This window comes from Serratia sp. M24T3 (assembly GCF_000257645.1).
Classification (GTDB): Bacteria; Pseudomonadota; Gammaproteobacteria; order Enterobacterales; family Enterobacteriaceae; genus Rouxiella.
In genome coordinates, this window is sequence record NZ_AJHJ01000001.1 from 237,473 (window position 1) to 251,426 (window position 13,954).

A 13,954-nucleotide genomic window follows, 5' to 3' on the forward strand; every position below is an offset into this window, starting at 1 on the left:
TAACACGCCACTCCTTAATAAAAAAACATCAAGGCCATACGGGGAAATCAATAGTGAACTCATTGTCTGAACTCACAGGAATCACACTTAATCGTTATACTTTGAATATTCCCTCTTGCCCTCACGAACTGGACGTTGAGGACTTTAATGGCTTGGAGCAACTTAGCGCCCTTTATCACTACACTATTCGTTTTACAACTTTCCATACAGATTTAAATCCCGAATCATTATTAAATAAACCAGCAACGTTGACTATGGGTGTTGGAGGGCTGCTCAATCCATTAACAGGAAAGATAGTTCATGGTGTTATCACTAGTTTTCAGCGCATAATGGGTACTCGTGATCAGGTTAAATATGAAATCATCATTGAGCCGTTCCTCGCGCTATTAAATAAACAATTCCGTACTCATCGATTCTTTGTCAATAAATCTGTACCAGACATTATAGAGCTGGTTCTTAAAGAGCACGGCCTTAAAAGCTGGGAGTATGCGTTTACACTCAAGCAAAACTACCCTAAGCGCGAGCAGATAAATCAATATCAGGAAAGCGACTTTGCCTTTATTGAACGGTTGCTTTCCGAGGTGGGAATATTTTATTTCTTTACCCTACAGCCGGATACTCAGACCGAAGTTGTGCATTTTGCAGATAAACAAAGTGCATATCAGTTTGGTAAATCTCTGCCATTGAGCAGCCCTTCCGGGATGAATGACAGCGGCGTTGATTCTATTTGGGGTTTAAATGTGCGGCACAGTGTCGTGCAAGCCAGCGTAATCGCCAAAGACTACAACCATCGTAAAGCCCATAAATTATTGCAGTCTACCAATGCCGATATCACTGGCGGCGAGAGGGCTGGAATAACTTATGGCGAGGCTTATCATTATAAGCCCAGGCATCTGGAAGTGGGTGAAAAAACTCAGCCAGCAGCCGAAACCGCTAATTTCTTTGCCCTGCTGGATCACGAACGATTTTTATGCGCTCAGACTTTAATTACTGCAATCAGTACTGATTCAAATCTACAGCCTGCCCAGGTATTAACCGTGACTGATAGGTTAATAGCTTCATCCCTGCCAGACTTGCTTTCCTTGCCAATGGTGCTCATACGCACCGGGTTTAGCGCAAGTCGAAAAGATGCTTTGAAAGTGACTATTGCCGCCGTGCCTTACAGTGAAACCCTATGCTGGCGGCCACAACTTAAACCTCGGCCCATCGTTAGCGGAACCCTGGCTGCGCGTGTAACGAGTGCAAAGAATAATGATATTTACGCCTGGCAAGATGCATTGGGCATGTATCGGGTAAAATTTGATGCAGACTGTGATAATAAGCCTCAGGGGCAAGAAAGCATGCCGCTACGTCTCGCTAAACCTTACGGCGGCGATTTATATGGGCTTCATTTCCCATTGATCCAAGGAACAGAAGTGGCAATAGCTTTCCACGACGGCGATCCCGATCGCCCTTATATTGCCCATGTTCTGCATGACTCACGCCACACCGACCACGTCACTGAAACAAACAACACTCGTAATATCATCCGTACCCCTGCTTTTAACAAGCTGAGGATGGAAGATAAACGCGGCGAAGAACATATAAAACTAAGCACAGTATATGGCGGCAAAACTCAGCTAAATCTTGGCCATATTGTTGATAAACAGAGAAAGTTACGCGGCGAAGGTGCGGAGCTCCGCTCGGATGACTGGGTCAGCATCCGAGGAGGTAAAGGGCTGTTATTGACGGCAGATGTACAGCCCAATGCCGGAAAAAAAATGCTGGAAATGGACAGTGCCATTGAACAGCTTGAACAGGCCTTGACGCTGGCCAGGAATTTGCAGGTCGCGGTTAAGACAGCAAAGGCATCACTGGCCGATATAGATAGCCAAAAGTCACTCAATGAAGCTTTAAAATATATGAAGATGCCCGGCCTTCTGGCTCATGCGCCTGCGGGCGTGGGTATTGTTAGCCTTTCTGCTGTTCGCCTTGCCTCCGGAGGTGAAAGCGTTGCCGTGATGTCTGGAAAAAATACTGATATTAGCGCTGTTAAATCCTTTACGGTTGCTGCTGGCGATGCTGTCAGCCTGTTTGCTCGAAATACAGGTATGCAGCTCTTCGCCGGAAATGGCAAAGTTGATATTCAGGCTCAGAGCGATGCTCTTAATACTTCTGCCAAGAAAGATGTGACTATCAGTAGTTCCGAGGGGAAAATCACGATAAATGCCAATCAGGAATTAGTGCTGCTTTGTGGCGGCTCCTATATAAAACTTAGCGGAGGAAATATTGAACTTGGCTGCTCAGGTAATATTTTTCTTAAGGCGACCAACGTGATAAAAACAGGTCCGTCGACTATGGAGACATTGCCGATAACATTCCCTTCAGGATATGAAGATGAGGCTCAATGAAAATATATCAAATCCAAATAGCTATCGCTAATTAACTATTAAAAATCAACAAACAATACCTTAATAAAAATACCCCCCTTGGTTAATTACCCTTATTAGCTTAAAAGAACTTCACTTCACATACTTTGCCGTAATTAATTAATAACAGAAGACTTAAAGGATAACTATGGGCTGGCAAAAGGCTGAGACCATAACACCGAAACTACCGACCGCGCCCTTATTCCTTTTATGGCTACTGGCGGGAGTCATGGCAGTATTTAGTGGAGTACTGCTATTTATTCTACATGCATCAGAGTTAATTGAACTACTGACCAGAGTTGATATCTGGTGGCTATCAATGACCCCACCTGCGGCCTGGCTAATGCTATTTAGTTTTCGTTATTGGCTGTGGGGCAAGAAAGTCGATGAATATAAATTTTTCCAGCAGGAAGCAAAGTTTGGACATCAGCAGTGGCAGGCTTGGTCGGAACGCCACCTTGTTATTCTTGGCAGTAGTATTTCATTACCTGACAGCATTACTGCCGAAACTATCTGCAATGGCTCGGCGAACGATATCCCCTGGCAGATGGGCTGCTGTCGGCGGCTTGCTGATTTGCCACTCAGTGATGCGGCAACCATCAATTTGTGCATTTCGGGTATTAAAAATGAGTTAAATAATTTACCGGTCCATCTGCCTCTCGCAGTTACCCTCGTAACTGATTTGGACTCCAGTGAGATGACTCAGGCTTTGGTCATGCTTTGGCCAACGCTTTTCCACCAGCATAAAGTCCCCGATGAAATTATCGCCACCAGCGCCTTATCAATGAATTGGGTTGAAGAACGCCTGAAACAGCCTGTTAAGAATGTCCATTTAATCCTGATAATACAGTTAAATGGTGAAGCGTCTTATTCCGATGGGTTGGCTGCACTGCTGCTGACCAGTGATGACGTAGTGAACAAATACCGGTTGCCTGCCCAGGTACGCCTGCTACGCCCGATGCCTCTAAATATGTTGTTGTTTCAACAAGAAATCTCCCTGTTTATTAAAACCCAGACCGCCGCCCGCCATACATCTCGCATACTCGGGGATGCCCGGAAATGGGAGGATTTTTCAGCAGATCTTTCTGCTCTCAGTTCTATCCATGGAACTCTCTGGCAAGTTACTGAAAACGAATTGCTGGAAAAATGGTGCGGCATAGCCGGACCTTCCTCGCCCTGGTTATTAACTGCGCTCGCGGCAGAACTGGCCAATCTCCGCGATGAGTCACTATTGATGTTTTGCTCTTCGGGGCAGGAGCATTTTGTCAGTACCGTCACATTAGGAAGTGAAAATGAGCACATCGGGTAATTGGCTCGGTAGCACGGGGCGTTTAGCATTAATACTGGCAGGAATTGCCGTTATTTGGGCGCTGATCAATCATTACGGCCCAAGCATAGGCATTACTACCGCAACAGAAAAAATACTAACAATGACTTGCGCATGTCTGTTGCTTGCCATTACACGTTATTTTATTTCTATATCATTGAATGTAAAAGAGATATATTACCGCCGCAAAGCCAGACAGGACCACAACTTGCCTCAGGAAGAATCGCGTCTTGCTCAAACGGCGCAACATCACGAAACCCTGACGAGATTGTTTCTGGCTCAACGCGATAACTACGGGCGGTTTTGGCCCCGTAAGGTACAAATTCTGCTGCTTACTGGCAGCACTGCCGACGTGGAACTTCTCGTGCCGGGTCTGACCTCGCAATTATGGCAGGAGGGGAATCGCACAATATTGCTTTGGGGTGGCGAACCTTCAACGTCATTAGACTCTCACTGGTTCAATGCTTTACGTGCTTTACGTCGTCGACCGTTGGACGGCATAGTTTGGGTGACATCAGCTTTAACACATTCTGCAAAAACCGATGGTGGAGAGCCATACCAACCCATTCTACCTGATACCATGGATGCCATAGCGCAAGGGTTTTCTAATCTTTACCAACGGCTCGGCTGGCGACTGCCGCTGTATGTCTGGTCCTTGCAATCAATTAAAGATAATGACGCCGATCGCGTTACTCAATCTGTCGGCTGTTTGCTGCCAGCCGGATGCAATCCACAGGAGCTGGGCGTTCGGCTAGCCGAACTTGTACCCACTTTAATTGAGCGAGGGATCCAGCAGGTCAGCGACCGTACTCAACATTTATTCCTGTTAAAGTTGGCAGACCTGTTAGCGCATCATTCAGGCTTCATTGCAGAACCGCTGTCGGCATTAATTAACCCTTATCGCCCTTCTCCACTCGCTGGCGTTATTTTTAGTCCTGCATCATTCAACACAAAACGTAGCGTAAAACATCATTGGCAAAAAGATAAGCGCTGGGATGTGTTGATTGATTCTCTTTGCTCATTACCCACTGGGCTGGCTGCAAAAAAGCGGGGATTTGTATGGGGTAAAATGCTGAGAATCATCATTGCAGCAGCAATGCTGCTTTGGGCCGTAGGGATGGTGCTCTCATTCACGGTTAACCGTCACGCCGTAATCAACAGCTCAGCGCAGGTCAAGCTAGCAGCCAATACGATTCACTCCGTTTCGGAACGTCTACATGCGCAGCTTGATGTGCAGAAAATACTCGACAGCCTGCAGTATCGCCAACTAAAGGGTTCGCCATGGTATAGCCGCTTTGGACTAAGCCAGAATGATACTTTACTGACGGCACTTTGGCCGCATTATGAAGCCAGCGGCCTTCCTCTTATTCGTGACGCAGTTGCGCTTCATTTAGAAGAAAATCTCAATTTTTTGGCTCGACTCCCCGTTGCCGCCTCACCACGTGATCAACCATTGCAGGCTGCTTACCAGCAATTAAAACTCTATTTGATGCTGGCTCAACCAGAGAAAATGGATGCTTCCTGGTTTGCTAAAACCCTGCTGATTAACTGGCCGCAGCGCAAAGACTTAACTGATGGCATTTGGCAAGACATTGCTCCTCCCTTGTTAGATTTCTATGCCCGCAACCTCCCCTATCATCCACAATGGCGTTTGGCTACCGATGAAGAATGGGTCAATCAGGTACAAACTTTGCTGGTCCGTCAAATGGGATTGCTTAACAGTGAAAATTCGCTGTATCAAAAGATGCTGGCAAAGGTAGCGCAGCAGTATGTTGATATGAGCCTCGCTGATATGACCGGCGATACAGACGCCGCGCGTATTTTCACTACCGCCTCTTCAATGACTGCCGTTCCGGGGGAGTTCACCCGTAAAGCGTGGAACGAGGCGGTAAAACCGGCGATTGAAAAAATGAGCAGCGAACGCCGCGAGGAGATGGATTGGGTGCTCGGCGAGAATAAAAACATCTTTCTCGAACAGGACTCGCCAGAGGCGTTGCAATCGCGGCTCAGAGACCGCTATTTCGCCGATTTTTCTGCAAGCTGGTTAAAATTCCTCAACGGCCTACATTGGCAGCAGGCAAAAACCTTTTCTGATGCTATCGATCAGCTCACGCTAATAGCCGACGTCCGTCAGTCACCGCTGGTTGCATTAATGAATACGCTACGTATGCAGGGTAAAACGGGGCAATCCAGCGCCGCTATCTCAGATTCGCTGGTCAAATCGGCAAAAAACCTGTTAAACCGCGATGAACAACCGGCCATCGACCAGCAGTCTGGCGAGCGCGGACCACTGGATGCCACTTTTGGTCCGCTTATCTCACTGATGGATGGCAAGACTGGCATTCAGGGCAATATCCCACTGAATCTGCAGACCTTTTTGACCCGCGTCACCCAGGTACGCCTTAAACTCCAGCAAGTGGTCAATGCTGCCGATCCTCAGGCAATGACTCAGACACTTGCCCAAACCGTGTTTCAAGGTAAAGCAATTGATCTTACCGAAACCCGCGATTATGGGAGCCTGTTGGCTGCTAGCCTCGGCCGGGAATGGAACGGATTCGGACAAACTATGTTTGTTCAGCCGATGGAGCAGGCTTGGCAACAGGTTTTAACTCCTGCGGCAGAGAGCCTCAATGCCCAGTGGCAGGCAGTTATCGTTGATGACTGGTACAGCAAATTCGGTGGACGTTATCCGTTTAAAAATACTGCGAGTGAGGTCTCGCTTCCACTGCTGGCGCGTTATCTCAACGGAGAGAGCGGACGTATCACGCGTTTTCTGCAAACCCGATTAAACGGCGTACTGCATAAAGAAGGCAGTCACTGGGTACAGGACAGAATCAATGCTCAAGGGCTTACTTTCAATCTTGCATTTCTCAAGGCAATAGACACGTTAAGTGACCTGTCCGAGATCGTTTTTATCAACGGTGAGGCAAAGATCCATTTTGAACTGCGGCCTGCCACGGCCAAAGACATAATGCAGACAGATTTGATCGTCGATAACCAAAAGCTTAGCTATTACAACCAGCTACCAAACTGGAAACGCTTTTCCTGGCCCGGTGATACGCAGGCTCCCGGCGCGAGCCTAAGCTGGATAAGCACTCAGGCAGGCACTCGGCAATATGCCGACCTTCAGGGAGCCTGGGGATTGATTCGCCTGCTCGATAAAGCCGAGGTAACGCCCTATCAGGGAGTCAACAGCAGCTTTCATCTTCGCTGGAAAACTCATGATGGCTGGCCCCTCAATTACACCTTGCGAACCGAGGCCGGAGAAGGTCCGTTAGCTTTACTTCAGCTGCGTAATTTTGTTTTACCGTCAAAAATATTCAGCATTGGGGCAACAGAGGAAGGAAGCTGATGGCGAACTTGACTACGATACTGATGGCCTGCAACGGCGATCGATCCTTACTTTCGCAGCAGGTGCAACAGCAGATCTTGCTTTGGCAAAAGTGGCTTGCTCCAATTTTAGAACACTCGCCGACAGGGAGTGATCCCAGCTATCAAGATGACTTTCAGCAAATGCGCGAGGAGGTAAATAAACTCTCAGGCGCGGACACAGATTTAATCTGTGAGTTAGCCGAGAAACTACTGACCTCGACTTGCAAAGATGTTCGAGTAGCGACCTATTACATCTGGGCACGGTTGCACCAACAGGGCGAAATCGGTCTGGCCGAGGGGCTGGCTCTGCTGGCCGGGCTGCTGCAGAACTTTGGCAATCAGCTGCATCCACAACGTAGCAACAGCCGCAAGCTGGCAATAGATTGGCTGGCTGGCAGCCGGGTATTGGACAGCCTTTCGCTTTATCCGCAAGTGAACAAAGATGATTTCGAACGCATTGTCGGGGCTATGGCGTTAATAGAAGACAGTACTGCTGGCTGGGAAGATGCTACCAGGCCAGATTTGGGCAGCCTTTATGCCACGCTGGAAAGTCGCCTGGCTCAGTCTGGCGGCCCGGACGCGGTAATCCCTCAAAACAGCATCGGTACTGCCAACATATCTGCCTCCAATTCGGGCAACTCACTGACACTCAACCCTGTCACTTCAGGACGAGATTTGCTCGATCAGGCCAAGCTACTGGCAGCCTATCTGCGTAATCAACCAGGCGGTTGGCTTTCCGGTCATCGTCTGATGAAAAGTGTACGTCTGGATACTCTGCACAAGCTGCCGCCACTGGGTGTTGACGGACGCACTCGGCTATTGCCGCCAAAACCGGAAAATCGTGCACTGCTCAAACGACTTTACCTACAGCAAAGCTGGCTCGAGCTTCTGGATCAGACCGATAGCCTGTTTGGGCAAGCAGTGAATCATCTGTGGTTAGACGTGCAGTGGTATATCCATCAGGCGCTGATTAAAAGCGGTGAACCCTATGAGCACTGGGCCGAGATCATCAAGCAGGATCTGAACATCTTATTAACTCGACTGCCCGGTCTAGAAAGTTTGGCATTCAACGATGGTACTCCATTCGCCGATGAGGTGACGATGAACTGGATCAATCACCACGTTATCGATTCGCCAGAAAACAGGGGAAGCCCGCCCGCCGTAGCGGCAATTGTCGCAGATGAGGATATTCTACAACTTGAGCCCGAAGCTCTGGCACAGGCCGACAGCAACGGCATTGAAGCCGCACTGGAATGGCTGCAGAAACGGCCGGGCATGCAGTCGCCGCGTCAACAATGGCTGTTGCGGTTACTGATGGCGAGGGTTGCCGAGCAATATGGTAAAAACCACATGGCGCTACATCTTTTGAACGAGCTTGACGGCAGCGGGTCTCAAATCACCCTCACCCAGTGGGAACCCGAGCTAATGTTTGAAGTAAAAGCCCGTCGCCTGAAGCTGATGCGCATGAAAACCACCCGCTCAGAGTCTGATAAATCCCGTTTGCAAAGCGAAATGGAAACTCTGCTCGCTGGACTCATCGCCCTCGACCCTTCACGCGCTGCGGTGTTGTGTCATTAAATCCACTATCCGATCTTAAGAAGCCATGAAAGACTTAACCCTGCGTTATTACCAGGCCGAACTGCGCTACCTGCGCGATGCGGCAAAAGAGTTTGCTCAAAGTCACCCTGATAAAGCAGCCATGCTGGACCTCGATAAACCCGGAACCGCCGATCCTTACGTTGAGCGCCTGTTCGAAGGCTTCGCCTTCTCCATGGGCCGGCTGCGTGAAAAAATTGATGATGATTTGCCAGAACTTACAGAGGGGCTGGTCAGCATGTTATGGCCGCACTATCTGCGCACCATTCCATCGCTGTCGATTGTTGAGCTGACACCGGATTTGCTGGCAATGAAAGTTGCTGAAATTGTTCCTTTGGGAATGGAGGTTTATTCCCGTCCTGTGGGTCCGAAAAATACCATCTGTCAATATCGCACGACGCGCAATATGGTCCTCAATCCACTAGCAGTCTCAAAGGTCGCTATCATCACTGAACCCGATGGGCGTTCATTGCTACGTTTGCGGCTGGCCTGTAGCCCACAGACCGATTGGGCGCAGGTGGATTTGCATCGTCTTTGTTTTTACCTGCCGGGTGAGCCGGCAGTTAGCAGCGCGCTTCATCTGGCCTTGACCCGCCGTCAGGCAGAGCTTTATTTGCGACTGCCGGATCAGGGCGATCGGCGAAGACTAGAGGGCTGGTTTTCTCCAGGAGGTTTTACCGATGAAGACTTGCTATGGCCCAAAGGAGAAGGCGTCTTTAGCGGTTATCAGCTGTTGCTGGAATATTTCACCTTTCGTGAAAAGTTTATGTTTGTGCACCTCAACGGGCTAGAAATGGAGAAGCTGCCAGCCGGTATAAACTATTTTGATATTGAAGTGGTGCTCAGCAGCCAATGGCCAAATGACCTTCCGCTTACAGATGAGGCACTAAAACTGCATTGCATACCAGTAATCAACCTGTTTTCACTGGAGGCAGATCCTCTCATTGTCAATGGGCTGGAGAGTGAGTACCTGCTGCGTCCTCGCCGTTTGCAGGACGGCAATACCGAAATTTACTCCGTCGATTCGGTAGTAGGCTCCCAACGCACCTCCGACGCCAGCTATGTGCCGTTTACCAGCTTTCGTCACCGAGGCGGCATGCAGAGACGGCACGCGCCTGAACGTTATTTTCATACCCGCATCAAACGGGGAGTCACCGGAATGCACGAAACCTGGCTGATCCTCGGTGGGCAACAGTGGGAGGCCGATCGGCTGTTTGACCGCGAAGCCTTATCGCTGAGAATCACCGGGACTAACGGCCAGCTGCCGCATAAGGCACTCCAAAGTACCTTGCTCGACAGCTGCGAATCGGGGCTGCAAACAACGTTACGGGTGCGCAATCTCTGTAAACCCTCTTTGCCCGCCTACCCTCCGAAAGAAGATCACTTTCAGTGGCGAGTGTTGAGCCATCTTGGTTCAAGCTACCTAAATCTGATGAGCAGCGCCGAAGTGCTTCGCGGCACGCTGGAACTTTATAACTGGCAGGGAGACGAGCTCAATAATCGGCGGCTTGATGCCATTCAACGAGTACAGCATCACCAAATCCAACGTTTTGAGAAAGGCTTTCTGCTGCGTGGGATTGATATCGAAGTGACGTTGGACAGTAACGGTTTTACTGGTGAAGGTGACATTCACCTGTTTGGCGAAATGCTAAATCGCTTTTTTGCTCTCTACGCAGACATCCACTTATTTAATCAACTCTCGCTAATCGTTCAGCCCGATGGGAAATGCATCCGATGGAAAGAGAACCACAATCAGCGCCTGCCAGGCTGATCGAGCAGTTAAGAGATAAGCTTCCTTACACCCAGTTTTATCGCTTTTGCCAATTACTTGAACAAAGTCAGCCAGATGCACCTGCATTGGGTAGCCACTGGCAGATAAGACACGATCCGATTCGCTTTAGACCTCATCCCGGCATGGGATTTCCGGCCAGCGAATTCAAGCCGCTTGAGATATCAGAACAAACACCCATTCCCTCTACTATTCGTACCACTTTTATTGGTTTATACGGCGTGGAATCGCCATTACCCACTCGCTATATCGATGACATTACCCAGCGCCGAGAAGGGCATGAGGCGGTCAGTGATTTTCTGGATATCTTTAACCACCGCCTCACGACCCAGTATTACCGCATCTGGCGCAAATACTCTTATCCGGCCACCTTTGAGCCTGGTGGCACCGATAAAACGTCTAAATACCTGCTAAGCCTTTGTGGGCTGGGAATTGACGGCTGTGCTCAAAATATTGCGACGCCAGTCTCTCGCTTTCTGGCATTGACCAGCCTGATGCGACTGCCTACACGAACCCGCGAAGGGATTATTTCGCTGGTGCAGCTACTGGCTCCCAATACCGAAGCACGTCTGGTGACCCACGATCGCTGGCGCATACCGCTGCGTAATCCGCTGGCAATAAGCGTGAATCATCCAATCAGCCTGAGTTTACATCCAGTGATGGGAAGCCATGCCATCGATATAAACAGTCAGGTTTTACTGCAATTAAAAACTACTGACCCCGATGACGTCAGGAAATGGCTGCCCGGCGGGCAAATACATGCAGATTTGATGGCGCTGCTGTCCGTATACCTTGGATCAAGGCTACATGTGCGCTTAGAACTGATGGTTTCGCGAAAACTGCTGCCCGATGCACAAGTTTCCTGCCAGCCACGAGCAACCGGCGTCCTTCTAGGCAGAACTGCGGTGATGCGAGCACTGCGAGCCGATCCATCTACACAGGCCAGCAATGAACTGCTGATCATTAATCTGGGCCGCTACCAGCGAGTTCAAGAAAATCCACACTCAAGGGAGGTTACAGAACATGGCGATTATCGCTGGTGAAAGTCGTAATTCATTAATAATGCTGATTGCAGCACTGACTCTTTGCGGATGCGGCCTGACGCAAACAGTGAGCGAGGGAACGGTCGCTATGACCCGATCTATTTTTTACAAACAAGTGAATAATCTACATTTGGATATCAAAGCGCGCGAAGCGTCAAACAACAATGAAACCGGAGCACCGTTGGCAACCATCGTGCGTGTCTATCAATTAAGAGATCGTAAAAAGTTTGATGGAGCCGATTACCCATTGTTATTTAGCGAAGATAGTCAGGCGATAAAAAGCGATTTACTGGCGGAAAAGGATTTTCGCATTCGTCCTGGAACAGCCGTGAGCATTGACGTGCCGCTGGAAAAAGAAGCTCAGTATGTTGCAGTTGCTGCACTGTTTCTGGCACCGGACATCAACAACAACACTTGGCGAATAGTGATAAATCGCAACGATCTAGACCCTGACGAGCCTCGCCAAATTGAACTAAATAATCATAGCCTGGCACTGCTTCCATTAAAGGATAGGTAAATGCTGCGGCCCTCTCTCTATGAAATACTGTTCGGTAATTTTACTGGCGGACTCGAGCTTCATCAGGTCAGCGACGAGAATCAGGTCATCCTGTCTGTGCTGGACAACATGCAGCGCGTGCTTAACTGTCGCGCTGGAACGTTGAGTCATCTACCTGATTATGGCCTGCCCGACATGAGCAAAATTCTACAGGGGATGCCCGGCTCCGCACATTCACTGCTGGCAGTATTGTCCAGCACACTGCTGAAATATGAACCGCGCCTGAACAGCCTGAATGTTGTACTGCTGCCGCAGTCCGCGCAGGGTTTTTTAGAATACGGCATTGATGCCGAACTCAAGGATTTTGGCCTGGTCAGGTTCGGCACCACTTTTATGCCGGAAGGCCGCGTACTTCTCCGGCATCTCAAAAAACAGCATTACGCCTAAATCCAGGGATTCTACATGTCTAATAACCGCCAGTTACGCAGCGGGGGAGACCCGCGCGCGCTTGCTGATTACGCCGCCTTGCACCAAGAGTTGAGCAAGTTGACACACCCGGCGCGCCCCGACGTTAACTGGAAAAAAATCGAACGACTAAGTCTCAACCTTTTCCAGCAAAACGGGATCGAACTGCAAACCGCTTCCTGGTTTACCCAGGCTCGAATGCATCTGACAGGTTTATCAGGGCTGTGTGAGGGACTTGGGATTATAGAAGCGTTGCTCTCGCGACAGTGGGCTGGACTGTGGCCATTGGCCGTGCATGCACGCGTGGAAATTCTGAGTAGTCTTAGCCAGCGCCTACAGCAGCGATTTCGAAGTATTCGACTGGAATATCACGATTTGCCGCAGGTTTATCAGGCAGAAAAACTGCTTAATTCGCTGTGCGACATTCTGCAACGCCTTGAACTGAAAAACGTCAGTCAGCTCGGTGAAGTGAGTGCCTATCTTCACAACGCGGCAATGCGGCTGGAGAATAATCACGCTAACCCCGCAGTCCCGGCAGTGCTGCAAGCCGTTGCGAAGAAAGGAGAGGTAGAAGACCGCGGCCAACCGTGGATATATATGCCTCAGACCGCTACCGAAGCACCTGTCATTATTATCTCTCCTGAACCTACGGCTAAACCTCTACTTCAGTGGTGGGGATTTGTTGCGGGCATAATATTTACAGTGACGTTTTTCGGTGCGATTACTGCGGGGGCCAAGGTATTTTTTCATTCATCGGCAGAAGAGCAGATATTGGCCACTCTACAGGCATTGCCAGACCTATTAAACCCGCAATCCCTTGAAAGTATGAGGATCAATAATGTCGGGATGCTCAAAAAGCAAGGCCCTGAATTGATCGCCGTTACCAGGAAACACATCAATTATCTTGCCGACCTGTCACCCCTGTGGCCGCAAGACAGAGCGAATAAACTGGTGCATCAGGTGAAAGTCCTATGGCCGGAAGATCCTGAGGCTCTATCGCTAATCAAGGATTGGACTCAACAACTGAAGGCCAATGCCATGCCCACTGAAAGTCTTCCAGGCTGGCATTCTGCCAATCTACAACTGCAAAAGTTGGCGGATAAACTTAACGGGCTAGACGAGAAACGCGGGCATTACATGACCGTTTCGCAGCTCAAAACGTCTGTATTTGCCATCCAGCAGGCATTGAACCGTGCAATCCCGGTCGAAGAGTCGTTACGTAAACTTGACGAGGACAAGCAGGCAAACAGGGAGATAACCCCGCAAAGGTTAGCGCAGTTGGATAACCAGTTCAGGCAGTTGCTGAACCGCTATGGATTGATGGTTGCTGACTTTCTCTGAATCGTGTCTATATCTTTACTATATTTCAGTGAGTTGTTGAACGCGAGGTACTAACGATGAGCCCTTCTCGTGAAGAAGTGATAGGTTTTTAGAAGATTTTGTCAGGCAATCATCTCA

The 13,954-nt window shown here is 49.3% G+C and carries 9 protein-coding genes; all 9 read left to right on the forward strand.

Annotated features, from left to right (window positions below):
- Positions 1-53: 53 nt before the first annotated feature.
- On the forward strand, positions 54-2,390 hold the full coding sequence (locus tag SPM24T3_RS00930) for a type VI secretion system Vgr family protein (protein ID WP_083836161.1): 2,337 nt from the start codon (positions 54-56) through the stop codon (positions 2,388-2,390).
- A 166-nt stretch (positions 2,391-2,556) separates the two neighbouring features.
- The gene (locus SPM24T3_RS00935) at positions 2,557-3,717 is read left to right on the forward strand and encodes a hypothetical protein (RefSeq protein ID WP_009634802.1); all 1,161 of its coding nucleotides are present in this window, start codon (positions 2,557-2,559) and stop codon (positions 3,715-3,717) included.
- Entirely contained in the window at positions 3,701-7,087 is a 3,387-nt protein-coding gene (locus tag SPM24T3_RS00940) for an ImcF-related family protein (RefSeq protein WP_009634803.1), read from the forward strand. The genes SPM24T3_RS00935 and SPM24T3_RS00940 overlap by 17 nt, the downstream gene beginning before the upstream one ends.
- Positions 7,087-8,685 (forward strand): type VI secretion system protein TssA, encoded by a 1,599-nt coding sequence (tssA, locus tag SPM24T3_RS00945; RefSeq protein WP_009634804.1) that lies wholly within the window; start codon positions 7,087-7,089, stop codon positions 8,683-8,685. The genes SPM24T3_RS00940 and tssA overlap by 1 nt, the downstream gene beginning before the upstream one ends.
- A gap of 25 nt (positions 8,686-8,710) precedes the next feature.
- Entirely contained in the window at positions 8,711-10,474 is a 1,764-nt protein-coding gene (tssF, locus tag SPM24T3_RS00950) for a type VI secretion system baseplate subunit TssF (protein WP_009634805.1), read from the forward strand.
- Positions 10,438-11,535, forward strand: a complete 1,098-nt coding sequence (gene tssG, locus SPM24T3_RS00955; protein ID WP_009634806.1) for a type VI secretion system baseplate subunit TssG — start codon at positions 10,438-10,440, stop codon at positions 11,533-11,535. Before tssF ends, tssG begins: the two co-directional genes overlap by 37 nt.
- Complete coding sequence (tssJ, locus tag SPM24T3_RS00960) at positions 11,516-12,052, forward strand: type VI secretion system lipoprotein TssJ (RefSeq protein ID WP_009634807.1); 537 nt, start codon at positions 11,516-11,518, stop codon at positions 12,050-12,052. The genes tssG and tssJ overlap by 20 nt, the downstream gene beginning before the upstream one ends.
- Positions 12,053-12,478 carry a type VI secretion system baseplate subunit TssE gene (gene tssE, locus SPM24T3_RS00965; RefSeq protein ID WP_009634808.1) on the forward strand — a complete coding sequence of 142 codons (426 nt, stop codon included), beginning with the start codon at positions 12,053-12,055 and terminating at the stop codon, positions 12,476-12,478. It begins immediately after the preceding gene.
- Between the two features lie 15 nt (positions 12,479-12,493).
- Positions 12,494-13,837, forward strand: coding sequence for a VasL domain-containing protein (locus SPM24T3_RS00970; RefSeq protein ID WP_009634809.1), 1,344 nt, complete (start codon positions 12,494-12,496; stop codon positions 13,835-13,837).
- Positions 13,838-13,954 lie beyond the last annotated feature (117 nt).

Bases quoted from the DNA above. Each gene is read 5' to 3' on its own strand.
- tssE (WP_009634808.1), top strand. From the start codon at position 12,053: ATGCTGCGGCCCTCTCTCTATGAAATACTGTTCGGTAATTTTACTGGC.
- SPM24T3_RS00935 (WP_009634802.1), top strand. From the start codon at position 2,557: ATGGGCTGGCAAAAGGCTGAGACCATAACACCGAAACTACCGACCGCG.
- SPM24T3_RS00970 (WP_009634809.1), top strand. From the start codon at position 12,494: ATGTCTAATAACCGCCAGTTACGCAGCGGGGGAGACCCGCGCGCGCTT.
- tssG (WP_009634806.1), top strand. From the start codon at position 10,438: ATGGAAAGAGAACCACAATCAGCGCCTGCCAGGCTGATCGAGCAGTTA.
- SPM24T3_RS00940 (WP_009634803.1), top strand. From the start codon at position 3,701: ATGAGCACATCGGGTAATTGGCTCGGTAGCACGGGGCGTTTAGCATTA.
- tssA (WP_009634804.1), top strand. From the start codon at position 7,087: ATGGCGAACTTGACTACGATACTGATGGCCTGCAACGGCGATCGATCC.
- tssF (WP_009634805.1), top strand. From the start codon at position 8,711: ATGAAAGACTTAACCCTGCGTTATTACCAGGCCGAACTGCGCTACCTG.
- tssJ (WP_009634807.1), top strand. From the start codon at position 11,516: ATGGCGATTATCGCTGGTGAAAGTCGTAATTCATTAATAATGCTGATT.